The sequence below is a fragment of the Brevibacterium sp. LAARM3_SD1 genome (genome assembly GCF_057364765.1).
This window is the reverse complement of the sequence record NZ_JBNFOL010000001.1, coordinates 180223-199342: the sequence shown is the minus strand read 5'-3', so window position 1 is coordinate 199342 and position 19120 is coordinate 180223. Positions and strand designations below refer to the sequence as shown.

The following is a 19120-nucleotide window of genomic DNA, read 5'->3' as shown; positions in this document are numbered from 1 at the left end:
CAGCCTGCCTGACTAGCCTGCTTGGTCAGGCTGCCGGGTTCAGAGAGCCAGACTGATGGGCCCGGCGGGGACCGCGGAGCACACGAGCACTTCGTCGCCCTCGACTCGGGCAGCCGGTTCGATCGGGTAGAGCACGGACCCGGCGGCCAGGGACACCGAGCAGGTTCCGCAGGATCCGCCTCGGCAGGAGCTCGGAGACCGGAATCCGCGCGCTTCCAAGGATTCGAGCAGGGTGCCTTCCTGCGGCTGCCAGACGAAGCTCGTGCCCGATTCCTCCAGGGTCACCTCGGCGGGCGAGCATGCGGCGATGGCCTCGCTCATTCCCGTGTTCGGAGAGGCGAAGGTCTCCTGGTGGACGGCGGGAACGCCGGCCTCGTCAGCGGCGGCGAGCACGGCCGCCGTGAAGTCGCGGGGTCCGCAGACCATAACGTTGTCGCAGCCGGCCACCCAGTCGACGAGTTCCCGGTGGCCGGGTCGGCCGACCGTCGCGGTGTCGCGGTGGTGAGTCTCGACGGGCACGGCTCCCGAGTGGGCGCGGTCCTGCAGCCGGTTCCACAGGCAGGCGGTGCGGTGGTCGCGGTCGACGTGGAAGAGCCGGATCCGGTCGGTGGCGGGCAGGTCGGCCAGCCCATCGCTGCGCAGCAGTCCGAGGCTCGGGGTGATGCCGATTCCCGCGGTGATCAGGGCCGTTGTGCCGCCGAAGACGCGGGAGGCGGTCATGGTTCCGTGCGGGCCGGAGGTGAGGATCCGCTGTCCTTCGTCCAGCGACGCCACCGCGCGGGAGCCCTTGCCCTGGGTGCGCACGGCGATGCGGACGATGTCGTCGTCGACGTCGGTGATCGTATAGGTCCGCCAGAACGGTGCGCCGAGGTCGAGGTGGACGCGCAGGTTCGTGCCCGGTTCGTCGAACTCGCGGATCCAGCCGAGGTCGTCGCGCAGGGACACCTCGACAATGTCGTTGCAGATCTGCTGACGCCCGACGACGGTCATGAAGCGCGGCGTGCGCGCGACCTTGATGAGTTCGCGCGGGGCTGGGCCTTCGACGGTGATCTCGTCGCCGGCTCTGACATCGCCGGTCTCGAGGATCTGCCCGTAGATTCCGCAGTGCAGATGCCCGCAGGCGGAGTTGAGTAGCCGCGGCACATTGACGTCGACCTCGGTGGTGGTCGGATTGACGGTGGTCGCCGGGCAGCGTTCGATCGTCGAGCGGATCGCCAGGCGCACCCCGCCGAGGCGGATGATCGAACCGATGAGCGCGAATTCCTCGAACGGCGCGAGTCCCTCGACGAGGACATTGCCGCGGAACCTCAGCGGATCGAGTTCATCGTTATCAGTGCCGAGGGCTGCTCGTCCTTCGTCCGTCTCGGCGATCGCGGCGACCGTGGCGGGGTTGATGAGCGAGATCCCCGAGCGCTGCGAGTCGAACATCCCCTGATCGGCGACGGCCAGGCAGCGCGGGAATGTACCCTGAGGGGGTATGCGCTCAGAGAGGAAGCTCGCCGAGGCGGCTCTGCCCTGATCATCGTCGGTGGAGAAGGTCGTCGACTCCCCCGTCGGAGCCGTCAGGGTCACGGTCGCGGAGTCATGGTCGGCCGCCTCGACGGTGGAGTTCCGATCATCAGGACCGGACTCGATCGCGGATTCGGTGTCGGTCGCCTCGGGGAGGGTTGCTGCCACCTGCCATTTCTGCAGGTCGGTGTCGTTCTTGAGCACGGTGAAAGCGGAGTACGAGTGCCAGGCGTCGGCGGGGACGTCGAGGCTGCCGTTCGTGAACGCCGCGATCCGGTCGCCGCGGATTCCGCGGTCCCTGACCACCCGAGCTTCGGTGAGCTCCTCGGCGGGGAATCCCTTGACCGGGAACCGGAACAGTCTGGCAGCACGCATATCTTCGATTGTAGGAGCCGGGCGACACGGAAGGGTCGAGGTGAGAGCAAACGCACAGCCACCTCGGCGAGGGTCGATCTTGATTCATACCCCATAGGGGTATACAGTGTGACCATGGCTGACCAACATGGATACACCCCGCAGAAGGACGCTCTCACGCGGAGGATGAAGCGGATCGAAGGTCAGGTCCGCGGCATCGGGAAGATGATCGATGACGATAAGTACTGCATCGACATCCTCACCCAGGTCTCCGCCGCGACAGCCGCGCTGCACGCGGTCTCCATCAACCTCCTCGAAGAGCACATCGCTCACTGCGTGGTTGACGCCGCCGGGTCCGGCGACGAAGAGGAAGCGCGGAAGAAGGTCGAGGAGGCATCAGCCGCCATCTCCCGACTCATCAAGAGCTGAGCCGGACGGCCGCGTCCGCCCGTTCGGGGTGCGACGACGCCTGAGGCCCGGACATCGGGACACTTTCACAGCTGATAGGAGAGCACGATGACGACCACCACCATCACCGTTTCGGGAATGACCTGCGGACACTGCGAAGCCGCGGTCAAGGAAGAGCTCGGCGCGCTGGGCGGCGTAACCGAAGTTGCGGTCGACCTCAACGCCGGGGGCGATTCCCCGGTGACGATCACGTCGTCGAACGAACTCGACGATGCGGCGATCCGTGCCGCCGTCGATGAGGCCGGCTACGAGGTGAAGTGATGCCCCGCGAGCTCGAGCTCGAGATCACGGGCATGACCTGTGCGTCGTGTTCGGCCCGGATCGAGAAGAAGCTCACCCGCCTCGACGGGGTCACCGCGGAGGTCAACCTGCCGCTCGAGACCGCGCATGTGATCATCGATTCCGAGCTCAGCGACGACGACATCACCGCCGCCGTCGAGAAGGCCGGCTACAGCGCCACGGTGCGCAGCCCCGGCGGAGGCGGCGACGGCCCCGAGATCGTCGACTACGATCCCCGCCATCTGCGGCCGCGCTTCATCGGCTCACTCATCCTGGCGGTGCCGATCGTCGCGATCTCGATGGTCATGAGCTGGCACTTCACCGGCTGGCAGTGGATCGTCGCGATCCTCGCCCTGCCCGTCGTCACGTGGGGTGCGTGGCCGTTCCATTCGGCGGCGTTCAAGGCCGCGCGCGGTGGGTCGACGACCATGGACACCCTGGTCAGCGTCGGCATCACCGTCGCGAGCCTGTACTCCTACTTCACGCTGGGCCGGGCCGTCGCCGATGGCCATGGCTGGGCGATCCCGGGCGATTACCACGTGTGGTTCGAGGCGGCCGCGGCGATCACGGTGTTCCTGCTCATCGGCAAGCTCACCGAAGATCGGGCGAAGAACCGGGCGACGGCCGCGCTCAAGGCACTCCTCGACCTCGGCGCGAAGTCCGCGACCGTGCTGCGTGAGGGTGCCAGCACGGATGGAGTTGCCGCGGAGGGGGCTGCAGCTGATGCCGCTCCCGCTAGCGCGGGCCGTGTCGAGGTGCAGGTGCCGATCGATGAGCTGACCATCGGCGATGTCTTCCTCGTCCGTCCCGGCGAGAAGATCGCCACCGACGGTGAGGTGCTGAACGGTCATTCGGCCATCGATGAGGCGATGCTCACCGGCGAATCCGTTCCGGTCGAGGTCGGCCCCGGAGATTCCGTCACCGGCGCCACGATCAACACCTCCGGTGTGCTCGAGGTCCGTGCCACCCGTGTGGGTGCGGACACGACGCTGGCAGCCATGGCCGATCTCGTCTCCCGTGCGCAGAACGGCAAACCTGCCGTGCAGCGACTGGCCGATCGGATCTCGGCGGTGTTCGTGCCGATCGTCTTCGGCATCGCCATCCTCACCCTGCTCGTCTGGGGCTTCGCCACCGGCGACTGGGCGGCGGGACTGCATGCGGCACTCACCGTGCTCATCATCGCCTGCCCCTGCGCCCTTGGCCTGGCCACGCCCACGGCTCTCGCAGTCTCGTCGGGGCGCGGATCCCAGCTGGGCATCCTCGTCTCCGGTCCCGAGGCGCTGGAGTCGACGCGGTCGATCGATACGGTCGTCCTCGACAAGACCGGCACCCTGACCACCGGCGTGATGAGCCTGACCGGAACCGAGCTCTCGCCCGCTGACTTCGATGTCCTGGCCCGATTGGAATCGCGCAGCGAACACCCGATCGCCCGCGCCATCGTCGACGCCGCGCCCGAGATCGTCGGGACGGGGTCAGCGGGAGCCGCCGCGACCGGGACTCCCTCGGCGGGGAGCCTCTCGACCGGGACTGTCTCGACCGAGCCGGATTCGATGGGATCGTCCGAGGATTCGGCCAGGGCCGCCTCGGCGAGGTCGGTCGAAACCGCGGCCGGGTCATCGGTCACGGATTTCGAGAACATCGCCGGCGGCGGACTGCGGGCCACGATCGACGGCGCCGAGGTTCTCGCCGGTCGTCCTGATCTGCTCCGCGAGCGCGGAATCGCGGTCAACTACCCGACCGATTCGGTTCCGCGTGGGGCCACGATCGTCGCACTGGCGATCGACGGTCAGTTCCGCGGGCTGAGCTTCGTCTCCGATGAAGCCAAGCCGACGGCCAAGGCAGCGATCGACGAACTGCATTCGCTGGGACTGAGCACCGTGCTGCTGACCGGGGACAACGCCCAAGCCGCCGAGGTGGTCGCCGAGGCTCTCGGAATCACCGAAGTCCGTGCGGATGTCCGTCCGGAAGGCAAGGTCTCCGTGGTCAGCGAACTGCAGGGGCAGGGCCGGGCCGTGGCCATGGTGGGCGACGGGGTCAACGACGCCGCCGCTCTGGCCGGTGCCGACCTCGGCATCGCGATGGGGTCGGGCACGGACGCGGCGATGGCGGCTTCGGATGTCACCATGGTCAAGTCCGATCCTCAGCAGATCCCGCAGGCGATCAGGCTCTCGCGCCGGACCTTGGGGCTCATCAAGGGCAACCTGTTCTGGGCCTTCGCCTACAACACGGCAGCGATCCCGATCGCGGCGTTCGGTCTGCTCGACCCGATGATCGCCGGGGCTGCGATGGCGTTCTCGTCGGTGTTCGTCATCCTCAACAGCCTCCGCCTACTGCGGTTCAAGTAGCTGCGGTGCGAACGGCGGGGCTGGTCGGCTTCCCGCGCAGACCACGACTGGCTCTCCCCTCGACCGCGAGAATCCCTCATGACAAGCGCCATAACTCCCTGCTCCTGCAGGGCGTTATGGCGCTTTCGGTGTCTGATGCCTCAGCAGCTGTAGGAAATGACAGTCACGCGAGGTTATGCGAGCAACGAGCCGTCTCGCATACGAAGCACGCGGTAGGGCGACTCAGCGCATGACGGGGTAGGACTGGTTCTGGTTCTGCGTGTCTTTGCGCATCACCCAGTTGAGGTAGCTCGTGAAGCCCGACACCAGCACAAATGCCGCTCCGGCATAGATGAATGCGTAACCGAAGGCACGGCCGTCCTGCCACGCTCGGGTGACGATGATCGCGAGGACGAGGGTGACGATTGCGCAGACGGCACCGACCTTGAGCGCGTCCTTGTAGGACACCGTGCTGGTGGGCTTGCCGCCTGTGGACTTCTTCTTCGGGGTGTTCGTGGGCGCCATGCCCGCCATTCTACCGGTCGGACCTGAGAGCCGACCCATCCTGTGGCCGAGATCAAGTCGTGGACTGCCCCACCTGGAAGCTCGATCCCCTCGGCACCGTGGTGGCCGTACCCGACCGTCAATCCCCACGACACCGAGGTGGCCACAAGAGCCCTTGAACCCAACGGAGAACGCGGCGACCAGCCGATCCGGGGCCGGCCCAGACCCGCCTGCGCCGATGATCAGGTGGACTACAGGCTCCGAACAGGCAAAAATGAGGGTGTGCCCGTCACCGTCAGACGCGCCTCCGGGGAGGCGCTGTGCTCTTTTCACTCCAGCCAGGCCCCGCCTGGCCGTGAGCCATGCGCAGACGCATCGGCCCCGACTGCAACCTCTACGGGCACCACAGCAGTCGGACCCAGCCCCCTCGACAATCCCCACTCGACGTCCCTCAGTCGCACCCTCCGCACCTTCACGGCGCTCCTCCTTGCGGCAGTCATGACGTTCACCGTCACAGCGTGCGGACCCGATCGCGGCCTCAAGGTCTCGCCCGAGGGCAACCCCTCCCCCTCGCTCTTCGCCCCCAACACCGAGGCCGCCGGCGAGCCGAACGAGCCGTTCTCGCTCGACGAGGTCCGCAAGGCCATCGAATCGTCGTCGGGCAACGCGGTCACCGGCAGCGTCACGGAGACGGCCGAGGTCATCGCCGATTGCAAGGACTGCCTGAAGTTCTCGTCGCCGTTCCTCAGCGGCGAACAGAAGTTCCAGCTGGTCACGGTGGCCAACCCCAAGCAGCGGGATGAGACCATCGCCGGCGCGGTCGTCAGCGAATACAGGGGCGAGCCCCGCCTCGAACTCATCGCCACCGGCAATCAACTCAAGGTCGATCCCGGCAGAAATGGGACACTGGTGGTGCAGGAGGCCATGTTCGCCGACGGGGACAAAGCATGCTGCCCATCCGGCTGGTCGGTGCAGGTGTATCGCCTGCACGACGGTAGGTTTGAACCAGGTCAACGCTTCACGCGGCTTAATGGAGAAACGTAATGCATATAGTTCTGGTCGAGGATGATGAGGTCATCCGCGAAACGACGCAGATCGGACTCGAACGATTCGACTACACGGTCTCGGCATTCGCCGACGGCCGCGAGGGGTACGAATTCGTCTCCGCCAACGGCGCCGACGTCCTCCTGCTGGATCTCATGCTGCCGACGATGAACGGCGCTTCCATCTGCCGTGCCGTGCGCGAGCGTTCGACGATCCCGATCATCATCATCTCCGCCCGCTCCGATGCCATCGACATCGTCCAGGCCCTCGAGGCCGGCGCAGACGACTACCTCACCAAGCCGTTCGACATGCAGGTGCTCAACGCCCGCATCCGCGCGGTCGTCCGCCGGTTCATCACCACCGGCACCGACCGGTTCGGCTACTCCCCCGCCCCCGAGGCGGATGAACACCACGACACCGTGATCGGCCCCGGCGGCATGGTCACCGGCGACGGCATCCCCGAGGTCCTCGGCGCCAGCCCCGGAATGGACACCCGAGATCGACTGCGAGCGCAGCTCGAATCCGATGACACCTACCTCGCGCCGGTGGGAAGTTCACCACCGTCCCCGAGGCGGACGACGACGAAGAAGCGATCGGCGGCGCGGTTCCGCCACGTCCGAGCGACTCGCCCACGGTGGCCGCGGAGACGTCCGGATCCGACGGCGGGCTGGGCCCGTTCCGCACACGACTGGGCTCCCTCGTCCTCGACACCGGCCGCTGACGGTCGAGGTCGACGGGGAGGAAGTTCACCTCACCCCCACCGAGCTGCGTGTCCTCCTGCTGCTGACCGAGCAGCCCGAGCACGTGTATTCGCGGGAGAAGATCGCGTTCACGGTGTGGGGCTACGAATGGGCCGGCGACTCCCGTGTCGTCGACGTCCACATCCAGCGCCTGCGGAAGAAGATCGGGGCGAACATGATCGAAACCGTTCGCGGATTCGGTTACCGCTTCGCAGGCTGATTAGATGTCACTGCGCTGGAAGATCTCTCTGCTCATCGTCGCCTCGGTGATCATCTCCGTCCTGTCGTGTTCATCGTGCTGCGCCAATCCGCGGCCCGGGCGAGGACGACCGGATGCGGTCGACGGTGACCGAGCAGCTGACGAATGCAACGGCCATCTTCTCCGAGACGGGGGTGCTGACCCTCAACGCCCGCATCGATGATCCGGAGCTGCCCAAGGAGGCGCGCAAGTCCGCGCTCAAGGGCCAGAGCGTTACCATCCGTTCCGAGGTCGACGGTGAGGAGATCGTGTGGGCAGCGGCCCCGATCGAGGTCGGCTCGCATACCCAGGTGATCTCCGTACGCGCTTCGACGAAGGACAGCCAGGAGCTCATCGGCCGCATCGACCAGGCGCTGCTGGTGGGCATGATCGGCTCCGCCCTCGTCGTCGGCGGTGTCGGCTCGATCGTCGCCGGCCGCATCTCCCGCAGGCTGACCCTCGGCGCGCAGGCGGCCCGGAAGATCGCCGGCGGGGACACGACGACGCGCATCGCCGATGTCATCGACGAATCCGATCAGGAAGTGTGGGCCTTCGCCACGGCAGTCGACACCGCTGTGGCCCGCCTGACCGAACGCATCGACTCCGAGCAGCGCTTCACCGCGGACCTCGCGCACGAGATGCGCACCCCGCTGACCGGGCTGGTCAATGCCGCGAACCTGCTCGAAGAGGATTCCCGCCCCGCCGAGCTCGTCAAGGACCGAGTCGTGCGCATGCAGGTCCTCGTCGAGGATCTCCTCGAGGTCTCCCGTCTCGACGCCGGCCGTGCCAATCCCGAGTTCACCCGCGTCGACGTCGATCAGGCGATCCGTTCCCTGCTGGGCACGATGGAGGCCTCGGGCGCCCTGGCCGGCCACCAGATCGACACTCATCTCGCGGCGCTGAATTCGACGCTGGTCACCGATGTCCGCCGCTTCGAGCGCATCGTGTCGAACCTGCTGGTCAACGCGATCAAGCACGGCGGGGATCCCATCCGCCTGGAGACGAGCACGCGCAGCATCATCGTCTCCGACTCCGGTGCCGGATATCCGCCGGATATCGTCAACACCGGCCCGACCCGCTTCGTCTCCGCCGGAGGCGGCGGAATGGGCCTCGGCCTCGTCATCGCGCAGGGGCAGGCACGCCTGCTCGGCATCAAGCTGATCTTCAGTAACGATCCCGTGACAGGGGGCGCGCGGACGGAAGCGGTCTTCCCCGACGAGGAAGCCCAGGAACGCGCGCTCCGGCAGTACGTCGAGAGCCGATCCGAATAACCTCGCGCGCGGGCCCTGTTGACCGTAGGGTGCTGACCTCGTCCGATGCCGGGCTTCCGGTGATTCCATCGAGCCCGGCCTGAGTATCGGCTGACCGCCCACGAGTGCGACTCATCACTTAAATATGACAGGTTCTACACATTCCCGTTACAATTTTGTGATGTTGTATTGAAGTCGTCGAAACCTCGGCGGTCTTCGCGGAATCACACCACACGGAGTTTTATGTCAGAGTCATCATCGACCACAGAACCACAGGTGCGTCGACGGGATCTGCACAGGCGGCGCTCATCGTCCCCATTCTCTCGCGCTCGCACGTCGAAACGCGAGACCGGAACACCGACCGCCCCTGCTGCCGCTGGCCCCGCGACCCCGGCCACCCCTGCTTCCGCGGGCACCTCGACCGAGACCCTGTCGCCCAGGCGCGCAGCGATGGCCGCCGAGGCACGTGCAGCACAGACATCTCCGCGGCGGAACGCGATGGCTCGTGAAGCCGCCGCAGTCCCGACGACCTTCGGTTCTCCGTCCGCCTCGTCGATCCGCCGGGTCAGCGCAGGAGCCGCCGAGAGCCGCGGGTCCGATGGTTCACTGCTGAAATCCGTGCGCAAGCGGAAGCTGCGGACCGCGTCCACCCTCGCCGCCGTCTCTGTGGCAGGCGCCGCCACTGCAGTGACCATGCTGGTCAACAATCTCAGCGGAGGTGCCGAGGTCAAGACCGACCCGACTGCCGCCAGTGAGCCCTCTGCCATCAACGCGGAGAAGGTCAACGCCGACGTCCCCGAGGTCAAGGGCAAGTCGTCGATGGAGATCGGCGTGCCCAGCGCCAAGCAGAAGAAGGTCGAAGCCGCGTCCCGCGCAGTCGAGAAGAGCGCCCTGCCCGGCTGCGATGAGAAGCAGAACTTCGATCAGTCCGCCGGCAACGGCGAGCTGCCCGATGAGTGGCTGTGCGACCTCGGCAAGGAAGATCACCGACTCCGTGCGGACGCCGCCGTCTCCTTCGCGAAGATGAACGCCGCGTACAAGAAGGACACCGGCAAGGAACTCGAGATCACGGATTCCTACCGCGACATGGCCGGCCAGCTCTCTGTGGCCAGCCGGAAGCCGGGATTGTCCGCTAAGCCGGGAACCTCTCTGCACGGTTGGGGTATCGCCCTCGACCTCGGCGGCGGAGTGGCCAACAAGACCGGAGCCTGGGGCTGGCTCGTCGAGCACGGTGACGAATACGGCTGGGAAAACCCGGACTGGGCCAAGGCGAGCATGTACGAGCCGTGGCACTGGGAATACACCCCGGCCCGCGACTCGATTCCCGGCAACTGACCCGCCATCTGAACGCGCGCCCCGCTGCGAGGCACCCTCATCCGCTTTCGAAGTGAGGTGGCCCCGCACGACGAGCGCTTCTCGCTCATCAGCGTGCCTGATCAGCTGCGCAAGGCCCGTCCGTAGCGGCGCCGGTAGATGATCTGAGCGAGCCGGACGCATGGTTCACCGAGTCGCCAGATTCCCAGCCCCGCTCGCGAGACCGACCTCAGAACGAGGAACACTCGGTCATCGGCGGTGCGGATGAGGATGAATGATTCTTCTCCGGTGATCGGATGTCCCGGCTTCGTGCCGTAGGTGAAGCCGCACCGATCCTCCGTCTCGATGACATCGATGACGCGAGACGGTTCGGGCAAGCGGAACGGTCCGAGTCGCACCCGAATCGTCAGTTCCTGTCCCCGCTCCACACGCGGCGACCGATGCGCAGTCTTTGCTGACGCACTAGAGCCGGACGCGCGGTCGGTGCTGTCCGCGCTTCCATCCACATCGATGTCGAAGCCGCTGCGGATCTTGACCTCCCAGTGCAGCAGCTCCTCGGCACAGTGGTCGAACGTATCCCGGCCACGGCCGACGAAGTACGCGGATTCGAAGTGACGGTAGCCGTCGGGACGCTCCAGCCACCTCGGCGCGAGGGGATGCGTCAGCGTTTCCGGACGCTCCTGTGGATCTTCGGCCATGTCTCCAACCTAACGGACTCAGGTCGCGCGACTCACAGTCCGGACGGCAGGGTGGCGTCGCACGGCCCGCCACGTATGATGCCAGGAACGGCGGACCTCAATCGAATGTCCGCTCAGCATCTGAGCCAGGATCAAAGGAGAACCACGTGCGCACAATCAACGGCATCGACGAGTTCGAATCGCTCATCGGCCAGGAGCTCGGCACCTCCGAGTGGCTGACCATGGACCAGGACGCCATCAACAGCTTCGCCGACGTCACCGGCGACCACCAATGGATCCACGTCGACGAAGCACGCGCGGCCGAGGGCCCCTACGGTGCGACGATCGTACACGGATTCTTCACACTCGCGCTGATTCCGAAGTTCTCCTCCGAGGTATTCACCATCGAAGGCGTGTCCATCCGCGTCAACTACGGCCTCAACAAGGTCCGCTTCCTCCAGCCCGTCGTCGTCGGCTCCCGCCTGCGCGGAAAGGTCGAGGTCAAGGACGTCATCCGCGGGGAGAAGGGCACGCAGGTCATCCTCCAGCAGACGATCGAGATCAATGGCCAGGAGCGGCCCGCTTGCATCGCCGAGGTGGTCACCCTCCTCGTCGAGTGAGCTGAGCGCGACAGGCCAGCTGGCACTACTGAGCATCCGCCGTCTGACGGCAGGATAAGTGTGCGCAAATTGCCCATATCCAGCTCGGAGTTGGCAATCTGCGCACACTTATCTCTAGCCGAGCGGCCCTGCGGCCGCGCCGCGCGCAGGCCAGTCGGCAGAAACGGCGCGGCGCATACTCAGATCAAGCCACCGGCACGCAGGTGGTGACTGATCAGACGGCAGATCTCCGCCACATCTGAGTCTTTCGAGACTCGGATGACCGTCCACCCTTCAGCCTGAAGTGCCGAGATTCGCCGATTATCCTCGGCGAATTGGGCTGGCGAGCTGCGATGGTGATCGCCTTCGTACTCGATGGCGAGCCTGATGGACGGATAGCCCATGTCCGGATGAAGCAGCGCGCCGATAAGTGAGCACATGACAGCCGGATGGACCACAGGTTCAGGCAGTCCTTCGTCGATGAGCCGAAGCCGCAGCCTCGTCTCCGGCGGAGAGTCCACATTCTCCCGCACCAAGTCGAGCGCACGCTCTGCGGTGAGGCGTCCTTTCACTCGGCGGCGGGCGGCAAGCTCAGAGCGGATCTCGTCGATCGTCGTCAGCGGCCCTCCGTGCCATCGGCCGACGGCGGCATCACCGAGTTCCACCAACTGTCTCACCGTCAGCACCCGCGCAAGTTCGATGAACAGATGTGCCGCCGTGATGAGCGGCAGGCCGAAGAAGGTCTCCGACCGAAGCCATTCGTACCGATGGAAGGCAACATTCTTCCGGCGCATGAACAGACCTTTGACCTCGCGGGCCACATGCACCCGCGCGTCGGCGTTCCACGGCACCGGCAATCCATACAACCGCGCCGCAGTGACGTTGCAGGCGACTACATCAGGATCGATGCACACCAGTCCCGTCAGCTTCACGCGCTCCTCGATCCACTCGGAATCGGCCCAGGTCGGAGCGACAACCCGTGTCGAAGGATCAGTTTCAATCCACACGCCGTAGCCGAGCTGCTTGTACTTCCGCTCATCGTCCAGCGCGCGGCGCGTGATTCCACGCGATACTCCCTGCGCGCGCGTGAAAGGAATCGCGGCGGTCATGAGCTGACGCGGTTTCTCCGTCCAGGGTCGGACCCGAAGCTTCCGCAGGTTGGCCGACTGAACAGTGGCGAGAGACTGCCGCGCCGGTGCCCGATTGTTCATAGGCAGAGACTGCCTCCGCCGCGGCGAAGAAGGCTAGTGGTGATCTCACGCTTGTGGACAGAGCCTAGTTATCCACAGGCCATCTACGTATGAGTCGCCGCACCCGCGCTGCGCAGACCGCTCTCAGCGCTGATCGCGCGCTGCAGGAAAGCGGAGAAAAGTGTGCGCAGATTGCACAGATCCGCGTTCAAAATGGCAATCTGCGCACACTTATCGCTCGGACAGGGTCCGCCGCGGCAGGCAGCGTTGCCTCAGCTCGGGCGGTGAGCGTCGAGCTGCTGGGCGACGCGGATGTAACCGAGGTGCGAGTACGCCTGCGGGTGATTTCCCAAGTGCATCTCGGCGACGGGGTCGTATTCCTCCGACAGCAGTCCGGTGGGCCCGAGCAAAGCGTCGACCTGCCGGAACAGATCCCAGGCATCGTCGATGCGGCCGACCTTGATGAAGGCTTCGATGAGCCACGTCGTGCAGATGTGGAACCCGCCCTCGAGTCCGGGCAGCCCGTCATCGTAGCGGTAGCGGAACACCGTCGGACCGACCCGCAGCTCCCGCTCGATCGCGTCGACCGTGGACACGAACCGCGGGTCGTCGGCGTCGAGCAGTCCCGAGAGTCCGACGAACAGGGCCGCCGAATCTAGGTCCGTCTCACCGTAGGCGACGGTGAACGCCCCGACCTCTGCATTGAACCCATGCGTGAGCACGTCGTGGGCGATCTCCTCACGCAGCTGCCGCCACGCGCCGGGCGGCTCCCGATCGAACCGGTCGGCGATGCGCAGCGCCCGGTCGACCGTCACCCAGCACATCACCCGCGTGTACACGTTGTGCTTCGGCGGACGTCTGGCCTCCCAGATCCCGTGATCGGCCTCGAACCACCGTTTGCCCACGGCTTCGACCATCTGACAAGTGAGCGTCCAATAATCGTCGGGCAACTCGCCGAGGTGGTCGCTGAGTTCGTCGAGGAGTTCCGTGACCGGGCCGAACACGTCCAGTTGGACCTGGTGTTCGGCGGCGTTGCCGACCCGCACCGGCCGTGATCCGGCATATCCGGGCAGGTGGTTGAGCACCGCCTCGGTGGTCAGAGCCGAACCGTCGACGGCATAGAGCGGATGGAGCTGTTCGGGAGAGACCGTGTGCTCGAGGATGCCCGAGAGCCAGGAGAGGAATCCTTCGGCCTCACCGGTGGAGCCGAGGGCGAGCAGGGCGCGGACGGTCATCGATCCGTCGCGCAGCCACGTGTACCGGTAGTCCCAGTTGCGGACTCCGCCGATGCCCTCGGGCAGGGAGGTCGTGGGGGCGGCGAGGACTCCGCCGGTGGGTTCGTGGCAGAGAGCGCGCAGGGTGATCGCCGACCGGATGACCTCTTCGCGGTGGTGGCCGGGCAGGGTGAGCGAGTCGACCCAGTTCGTCCAGAAGTTCAGGGCGCGTTCGCGCACATGATGCTCCCCGCCGGTGGCCATATATCCGGCGTCTCCGGAACCGGTCCCGCAGGCGAGGGCGAGGACGACGGATCCGCCGGGCTGCTGCGAGGGTACGACGGTCGCCTCGGCGGTGTGGGAGTCTCCGTTCTCGATGAGCTCGAAGTCGATGCCGGGGGCGTGGAGTTCGATCGGCTCCGCGGTTCCGAGCACCGCCACCCCGTCATCGGTCCTGGTCATGCGGGTGGGAACCGTGGCGTAGTCGAGCCTGGGGGCGAAGCGGATGCGGGTGGGGGTGTCGCCGGTGAGCACGCGGACGACGATCGTGTCGTCGCTGTGTCCGTCGACGGGTGCGAGGTAGTCGACGCAGCTCAGTCCTGCCCATCGGGTCTCGAGCAGGGTCGAGTTCCCGAGGTACCGCTGGGTCAGCGGAGCCGCCCCGTTTTCGGGGGCGACGGCGAAGAATCCGGCCGCCTCGGTGCCGAGGACCTCGGAGAACATCGATGCCGAGTGCGGCAGCGGGTGCGGCATCCAGCAGATGCTGCCGGCGGGGTCGATGAGCGCGGTCGACTGTCCGTTTCCGATGAGGCTGTGCCGCTGGATCGGGGTGGCACGGCGCCCGAAGAGCCAGGATTTCCGCAGCTCGAACAGTGCACTGAGGACGATGGAGACTTCCGCCGGTGAGTCCAGTCGGAAGTCCGCGTGAGTGGGCGCGGCTTCGGCACCGACCTTGAGCCCGAGGTCGTCGGCGCCGAGTGTCTCGAGCGCGAATTCGTCGGCGGTGTCATCGCCGATGAACACGACGGCTTCCGCTCCGGTCTGACTGCGCAGCCGGGTCAGCGCATCGGCCTTCGAGGAGGGCACGACGGACAGGTCGATGACCTGTTTGCCGCGAGTGGGGTGGATCGGGTGAGCGGACGCGAGCTTCTCGACAGCGGCTTCGATCTCACGCCGGTCGGTCTCGTCGAGTCCGCGCAGGTGCACGGCCGCGCCCGTGGTCTTGTGCTCGATGACATCGCGCGGCAGGGTGCGGGTGAGATCGGCGCGGAAGTCGGCGAGGACCGTCCGCTGTGTTTCGGTGAGGGTGTCGATGGTGAATGTGTCGGTCTCACCGCCGTGAGATCCGAACAGGTGGACCTCCCGGGGCAGGCGTGACATCGCCGCGAGGTCGCGCAGGCTGCGACCGGAGATCACCCCCGCCGAGGTGGACGGAAGCAAGGCGAGCGCGCGCAGTGAATCGACCGAGCCCTCCAAAGGGAAGGCCTGGCTGGGAACGTCGACGATGGGGGCGATCGTCCCGTCGTAATCGGTGGCCACCAGCAGGGATGGCGACCGGGAGAGTTCGAAGAGCCGCCGGAAGAGAACGGGGTCGAGTCTTCGGCTCGCTTCGGCCAAGTCGCCCAGTAGTTCGGAGGACCTCACCGAGGCGGCAATGGTGGCCAATCGGGATTCGGTTGCGCTCTCGTGCTCGACAGTGCTCATCTCACCTCGGATGTCTCGGTTGGCTCAGGTGCCGGTCAGGGCTCTTTCGTCGCTGGGGTGTCGTTCTCGGGATCGTTGGGATTCTCGGCATCATCGCCGGTGGCCTCGGTCGTGCGATCGGATTCGTCGGCGGCATCAGAGGCGGCGGCATCGGAACGGTCGGTGGCGTCGGCGCGGTCGGTCGCCTCGGTGGGGGTATCGATCTGTTCGGGCAAGGCACCGAGCTTTGCCAGCTGGCGGCCCTTGCTCAGGCGGGAGTAGCCGCCGATGATGAAGATCACGCCGGCGATGAGGGTCGCCGCTCCCGTGAAGCCGAGGATCGACAGGGCCTCCATGCCGTCGCCGAAGACGAGGATGATGCCGAGCAGGACGTGGACTCCGGAGGCGATGAGGAAGTCCGAGGCCATGGGCTGGGATCGCAGCTGTCGGTAGGCCCAGAATTCGAGGGCACCGTGCAGCAGGGCCCAGATACTCAGGGCCGCACGCAGTTCGGCGGGGTGGTCGGCGAGGAACAGGAAGACGATGGCCGGGATCGCGATGACGGCCTGACCGAAGATCGCGGTGCGCACGTTCAACGGCGAGCGTACGGCCTGGAAGACCAGGGCCATGGCGAAGAGGATGAGGTAGCCGATGGCGAGGTGGTCGACGACCTCGGTCGGCATGCTCAGCTGCAGCGGATTGCTCGAATCGCGGGGCCAGAAGACGGTGACGATGCCGAAGACGACGCCGAGGATTCCGCGCACGACCATGGGCCAGCCGAGTCGGCTCGCTGCGGCAATGGCCTGCGGGGCGGCCTCGGTTCGCGGGGGTGTGGATTCGGTGCGCGGATCTTCGGTACTCATCACGGCACCAGTCTAGGTCGCCAGCCTGAGTCTGTCCGGTCAGCGTCGGCTCAGGGTCGAGTGAGTGGCGCTTCTTCGCGTTTAATGTATTTACGTAATTACGTACTTCCAGTATTGTCGAAGCATGGAACCAACACCGTCGGCAGAAGATCGCCTTTCCGCTCTCGAACGACGAGTCGCCGAACTCGAGGCTGCGGCCGCAGAATCCTCTGCATCGCAGGAGCCCGGCGCGACGCCGCAGGAGGCGGACGGAACGTCGTCGATCAGAGCGGAATCACCGGCGCCATCCGGTTTCCCGGAATCGTCAGTCCAACCCGCCGCCGGGAACACAGCCCTGCCGGGCGACACCGAGACGTTCTGGGCGCTGCACGGGCTCGTCGACCACCTCGGCAAGGAGGGCGGAGTGACCTACACCGGGTACACGACTCCTCCGGGCGGCAGCGGTCCCGTGGCGTGGCAGATGGGTCTGAGCAGCGCAGGGCTGGCGCAGATCGATTTCGCCGAGGCAGCCGGATCCTTGGCAGCGCTCGGTCACCCGGTCCGCCTGCAGCTGCTCCAAGCGATCTATGAGGGCACGAGCACGGTGGCCGAACTGGGCAAGGACGAACGGTTCGGCACGTCCGGGCAGATCTATCACCATGTGCATGCCCTCGCCGGCGCGCTGGTTAGAGAGCGCCCGCCGCGGGCACTGGCGCGTGCCCGCTCAGCGAGTCGTTCCGCTGCTCACCCTCGTCCTCATCGGAACGCACTGACAGAACCTCTCGCCGGCGGGCAGCTTGTGCACCTCGCGGCCCTATCTCGATCACCAGGCACACTTCACCCCTGCCGACCAGGAGGAACGATGAACAGCCCCAACGTCAACCCTACATCTGCGGCTGCGGGACGGCCGCCTCGGCGAGTGTTGATTGCCGTCATTGCGGCAACCGTCACGGCCGCTGTGCTCGCGGCGATCACCCCGTGGCCGCGCGGCTTCCAAGGCACGCCGACAGGGGACGCCGAGCTCATGACCGAACTCGAGGACGCGCTCGGCAGTCAGCATTGGCAGCATGTGGCCGCGGCCCGCATCGACGGCGACGAGGTGACCTTCGCGGGCACCGGAGCCGATGAGCACACCGAGTTCGAGATCGGCTCGATCACGAAGACATTCACGGCCGCGCTCTTCGCCGAGGCGATCGACCGGGGCGAGGTCGAGACGGACACCCGCCTCGGCGAAGTCTGGCCGAACCTGGAGGGGAAGGTCGCCGAGGTGACGCTCGAGTCGATTGCGATGCAGCGGTCGGGGCTGCCCTCCCAGGAACCCGCTCCGAGCTTCGGCGACGGGGTGATGACCATGCTGTCGAACTACGTCCACACCGACCCCTACCGCGGGGATGCCGGGGACATCGTCGCCAGCCTCAACGACGTGGACGTGGGCGAGTCGGAGCCCGAGTATTCGAACTATGGGTTCGCCGTCCTCGGCCAGGCCCTCGCTGAGGTGGCCGGGCAGGACTATTCCGTCCTCGTTCGCGACCGCCTCACCGAACCCTTGGGGATGAATGAGACGTTCGTCCCGGAGTCCGCTGACGGTCTGTCCCATGGGTTCACGGCATCGGGGCTGCCGGCAGCTCCGTGGACTCTCGGCGGCTCGGCGCCAGCCGGCGCGATTCGATCGACGCCCCATGACCTGTCGATCTGGCTGCGAGCCGTGAGCGACGGAACCGCGCCCGGCGCCGAGGCGGCCGAACCTCGAGCCGACTTCGAGGACGACCGCATCGGCTGGGCGTGGTTCACGACGACGCACGACGGCTCGACCATCACCTGGCACAACGGCGGCACCGGAGGGTACCGGTCGTACCTCGGATTCGACAGGGAGAGCGGTGGCGGCATCATCGTCCTGAACGACTCAGCCAACGACGTCGATGAGGCCGCGAGTCTTGTCTCGACGAAGGGAGAACGCTCATGAGTCCCGAACTCGTCTCTACTGTCATCGGGGCCCTCATTGTGGCCTGGGGTGCATTCACCGCGTGGCGAGCTCCCCGCGCAGCGTCCCGGATCGGGCTGCTCTCGGGGATGGTCACGGCGGTCGTATTCGTGCTGCTCATCCGCCTCATCACACCGTTCGGAGGCTGGGAGAGCTGGTTCATCTACGTCTGGCTGGCCGGAATGCTCGTCATCGTCGTCTCCGTCTTCCGGGCCGCGCTCGTCTGGGCGGACCTGCCGTGGCGATCCGACGATGCGAAGGCACGCCGGAACGAAGCGAGCGGGCTCGGCTTCTCGGCCCTGCTCGCGCTCCTCATCGCCGGCGCCCTCGTCGTTCCCGGACTCTTCCTCTGACGGAGTGTGCCCGGCTCCGCGAACGGCCGACCACGGCGGGCTGCGAAGGCGGCGCCGGCCTGAGTCGGTCTCTACGTGCCCTACTGCCCCTTGACGGTCAGTGTGCCGCCGCTTTCGGAGACCTCGTACTTCGGCAGCGGCTCCTCGGCCGGACCGGAGATCACCTCGCCGGTTGTCACCGAGAAGTTCGAGGAATGACACGGGCAGATGATGGCCTCCTCGGTGATACGAGTGACCTGGCAGCCCTGGTGGGTGCACACCGATGAGAACGCGAAGAACTCGCCTTCCTTCGGCTGAGTGATCACGTAGGTGTCCTCGATGACGGTGCCGGAACCGACGGGAACGTCGGAGGCCGGCAGGCTCGAGTCCTTCGTCGGCTCCGCATCCTCGTCGGACGAACACGCCGAGGTGGCCGCCACCGAGCCGCCGATGACCGCAACCGTTCCGGCCACGCCCGCTGTCTTCATCACCGCGCCGGGTCGGGTCCGCCGGTGCGGTCGAGTCGGCTTCGGCGGGGCTGTTCGGGGTCGTCGTCATCGGAATCTGCTCCTTCTCGC

17 protein-coding genes and 1 pseudogene are annotated in these 19120 nt (G+C 66.4%); 11 read left to right on the top strand and 7 right to left on the bottom strand.

The genetic code is table 11. The features are described from left to right. Positions 1-39: 39 nt before the first annotated feature. Complete coding sequence (locus AC2W7L_RS00915) at positions 40-1884, bottom strand: MOSC domain-containing protein (protein ID WP_486002846.1); 1845 nt, start codon at positions 1882-1884, stop codon at positions 40-42. Between the two features lie 114 nt (positions 1885-1998). Between AC2W7L_RS00915 and AC2W7L_RS00910 the strand changes: the two genes are divergently transcribed. From AC2W7L_RS00910 to AC2W7L_RS00900, 3 genes are all read left to right on the top strand, one after another. Beyond that, positions 1999-2292 (top strand): metal-sensitive transcriptional regulator, encoded by a 294-nt coding sequence (locus AC2W7L_RS00910; RefSeq protein WP_486002845.1) that lies wholly within the window; start codon positions 1999-2001, stop codon positions 2290-2292. Between the two features lie 87 nt (positions 2293-2379). Beyond that, on the top strand, positions 2380-2592 hold the full coding sequence (locus AC2W7L_RS00905; RefSeq protein WP_486002844.1) for a heavy-metal-associated domain-containing protein: 213 nt from the start codon (positions 2380-2382) through the stop codon (positions 2590-2592). Further along, positions 2592-4955 carry a heavy metal translocating P-type ATPase gene (locus AC2W7L_RS00900; protein ID WP_486002843.1) on the top strand — a complete coding sequence of 788 codons (2364 nt, stop codon included), beginning with the start codon at positions 2592-2594 and terminating at the stop codon, positions 4953-4955. Before AC2W7L_RS00905 ends, AC2W7L_RS00900 begins: the two co-directional genes overlap by 1 nt. A 222-nt stretch (positions 4956-5177) precedes the next feature. Here the strand turns inward: AC2W7L_RS00900 and AC2W7L_RS00895 are convergent, their stop codons facing one another. Continuing rightward, positions 5178-5459 (bottom strand): hypothetical protein, encoded by a 282-nt coding sequence (locus tag AC2W7L_RS00895; RefSeq protein ID WP_167200192.1) that lies wholly within the window; start codon positions 5457-5459, stop codon positions 5178-5180. 477 nt (positions 5460-5936) lie between these two features. On the opposite strand from AC2W7L_RS00895, the gene AC2W7L_RS00890 reads away from it, so the two are divergent. The 5 genes and pseudogenes from AC2W7L_RS00890 (at position 5937) to AC2W7L_RS00870 (ending at position 10045) form a co-directional block, all read left to right on the top strand. Further along, positions 5937-6482, top strand: coding sequence for a hypothetical protein (locus AC2W7L_RS00890; RefSeq protein WP_486002842.1), 546 nt, complete (start codon positions 5937-5939; stop codon positions 6480-6482). Beyond that, positions 6482-6757 (top strand): annotated as a pseudogene (locus tag AC2W7L_RS00885) (response regulator transcription factor); the annotation flags it as partial. The gene AC2W7L_RS00890 and the pseudogene AC2W7L_RS00885, both read left to right, overlap by 1 nt. Before the next feature lie 250 nt (positions 6758-7007). Continuing rightward, the gene (locus tag AC2W7L_RS00880; RefSeq protein WP_486002871.1) at positions 7008-7442 is read left to right on the top strand and encodes a winged helix-turn-helix domain-containing protein; all 435 of its coding nucleotides are present in this window, start codon (positions 7008-7010) and stop codon (positions 7440-7442) included. Between the two features lie 113 nt (positions 7443-7555). Next, positions 7556-8731 carry a sensor histidine kinase gene (locus AC2W7L_RS00875; protein WP_486002841.1) on the top strand — a complete coding sequence of 392 codons (1176 nt, stop codon included), beginning with the start codon at positions 7556-7558 and terminating at the stop codon, positions 8729-8731. 222 nt (positions 8732-8953) lie between these two features. After that, positions 8954-10045 carry a M15 family metallopeptidase gene (locus AC2W7L_RS00870; protein WP_486002840.1) on the top strand — a complete coding sequence of 364 codons (1092 nt, stop codon included), beginning with the start codon at positions 8954-8956 and terminating at the stop codon, positions 10043-10045. Positions 10046-10146: 101 nt separating this feature from the next. On the opposite strand, the gene AC2W7L_RS00865 is transcribed toward AC2W7L_RS00870, so the two are convergent. Beyond that, a complete protein-coding gene (locus tag AC2W7L_RS00865; RefSeq protein ID WP_486002839.1) occupies positions 10147-10722 on the bottom strand; it encodes a DUF1990 domain-containing protein in 576 nt (191 codons plus the stop codon). A 146-nt stretch (positions 10723-10868) separates the two neighbouring features. On the opposite strand from AC2W7L_RS00865, the gene AC2W7L_RS00860 reads away from it, so the two are divergent. Continuing rightward, complete coding sequence (locus tag AC2W7L_RS00860; protein ID WP_486002838.1) at positions 10869-11321, top strand: MaoC family dehydratase; 453 nt, start codon at positions 10869-10871, stop codon at positions 11319-11321. A 179-nt stretch (positions 11322-11500) separates the two neighbouring features. On the opposite strand, the gene AC2W7L_RS00855 is transcribed toward AC2W7L_RS00860, so the two are convergent. From AC2W7L_RS00855 to AC2W7L_RS00845, 3 genes are all read right to left on the bottom strand, one after another. Beyond that, the gene (locus tag AC2W7L_RS00855) at positions 11501-12409 is read right to left on the bottom strand and encodes an endonuclease domain-containing protein (protein WP_486002837.1); all 909 of its coding nucleotides are present in this window, start codon (positions 12407-12409) and stop codon (positions 11501-11503) included. A gap of 353 nt (positions 12410-12762) precedes the next feature. Next, the gene (gene otsB / locus AC2W7L_RS00850; RefSeq protein WP_486002836.1) at positions 12763-15408 is read right to left on the bottom strand and encodes a trehalose-phosphatase; all 2646 of its coding nucleotides are present in this window, start codon (positions 15406-15408) and stop codon (positions 12763-12765) included. 35 nt (positions 15409-15443) lie between these two features. Beyond that, positions 15444-16250 carry an HdeD family acid-resistance protein gene (locus AC2W7L_RS00845; RefSeq protein WP_486002870.1) on the bottom strand — a complete coding sequence of 269 codons (807 nt, stop codon included), beginning with the start codon at positions 16248-16250 and terminating at the stop codon, positions 15444-15446. A gap of 124 nt (positions 16251-16374) precedes the next feature. Here AC2W7L_RS00845 and AC2W7L_RS00840 point away from each other — a divergent pair, with 124 nt between their 5' ends. Together AC2W7L_RS00840 and AC2W7L_RS00835 are read left to right on the top strand one after the other, a co-directional pair. Next, on the top strand, positions 16375-18192 hold the full coding sequence (locus AC2W7L_RS00840) for a serine hydrolase (protein WP_486002835.1): 1818 nt from the start codon (positions 16375-16377) through the stop codon (positions 18190-18192). Then, positions 18189-18563, top strand: coding sequence for a hypothetical protein (locus tag AC2W7L_RS00835; protein WP_486002834.1), 375 nt, complete (start codon positions 18189-18191; stop codon positions 18561-18563). The genes AC2W7L_RS00840 and AC2W7L_RS00835 overlap by 4 nt, the downstream gene beginning before the upstream one ends. A gap of 80 nt (positions 18564-18643) precedes the next feature. Here AC2W7L_RS00835 and AC2W7L_RS00830 read toward each other — a convergent pair whose 3' ends face one another. Next, the gene (locus AC2W7L_RS00830) at positions 18644-19030 is read right to left on the bottom strand and encodes a Rieske (2Fe-2S) protein (protein ID WP_486002833.1); all 387 of its coding nucleotides are present in this window, start codon (positions 19028-19030) and stop codon (positions 18644-18646) included. Positions 19031-19120 lie beyond the last annotated feature (90 nt).

Coding starts and splice junctions, on each gene's coding strand:
- AC2W7L_RS00840 (WP_486002835.1), top strand. CDS start 16,375: ATGGAACCAACACCGTCGGCAGAAGATCGCCTTTCCGCTCTCGAACGA.
- AC2W7L_RS00855 (WP_486002837.1), bottom strand. CDS start 12,409: ATGACCGCCGCGATTCCTTTCACGCGCGCGCAGGGAGTATCGCGTGGA.
- AC2W7L_RS00900 (WP_486002843.1), top strand. CDS start 2,592: ATGCCCCGCGAGCTCGAGCTCGAGATCACGGGCATGACCTGTGCGTCG.
- AC2W7L_RS00835 (WP_486002834.1), top strand. CDS start 18,189: ATGAGTCCCGAACTCGTCTCTACTGTCATCGGGGCCCTCATTGTGGCC.
- AC2W7L_RS00895 (WP_167200192.1), bottom strand. CDS start 5,459: ATGGCGCCCACGAACACCCCGAAGAAGAAGTCCACAGGCGGCAAGCCC.
- AC2W7L_RS00905 (WP_486002844.1), top strand. CDS start 2,380: ATGACGACCACCACCATCACCGTTTCGGGAATGACCTGCGGACACTGC.
- AC2W7L_RS00880 (WP_486002871.1), top strand. CDS start 7,008: ATGACACCTACCTCGCGCCGGTGGGAAGTTCACCACCGTCCCCGAGGC.
- AC2W7L_RS00915 (WP_486002846.1), bottom strand. CDS start 1,884: ATGCGTGCTGCCAGACTGTTCCGGTTCCCGGTCAAGGGATTCCCCGCC.
- AC2W7L_RS00865 (WP_486002839.1), bottom strand. CDS start 10,722: ATGGCCGAAGATCCACAGGAGCGTCCGGAAACGCTGACGCATCCCCTC.
- AC2W7L_RS00890 (WP_486002842.1), top strand. CDS start 5,937: ATGACGTTCACCGTCACAGCGTGCGGACCCGATCGCGGCCTCAAGGTC.
- AC2W7L_RS00845 (WP_486002870.1), bottom strand. CDS start 16,250: ATGAGTACCGAAGATCCGCGCACCGAATCCACACCCCCGCGAACCGAG.
- AC2W7L_RS00875 (WP_486002841.1), top strand. CDS start 7,556: ATGCGGTCGACGGTGACCGAGCAGCTGACGAATGCAACGGCCATCTTC.
- AC2W7L_RS00830 (WP_486002833.1), bottom strand. CDS start 19,030: ATGAAGACAGCGGGCGTGGCCGGAACGGTTGCGGTCATCGGCGGCTCG.
- AC2W7L_RS00870 (WP_486002840.1), top strand. CDS start 8,954: ATGTCAGAGTCATCATCGACCACAGAACCACAGGTGCGTCGACGGGAT.
- AC2W7L_RS00910 (WP_486002845.1), top strand. CDS start 1,999: ATGGCTGACCAACATGGATACACCCCGCAGAAGGACGCTCTCACGCGG.
- otsB (WP_486002836.1), bottom strand. CDS start 15,408: ATGAGCACTGTCGAGCACGAGAGCGCAACCGAATCCCGATTGGCCACC.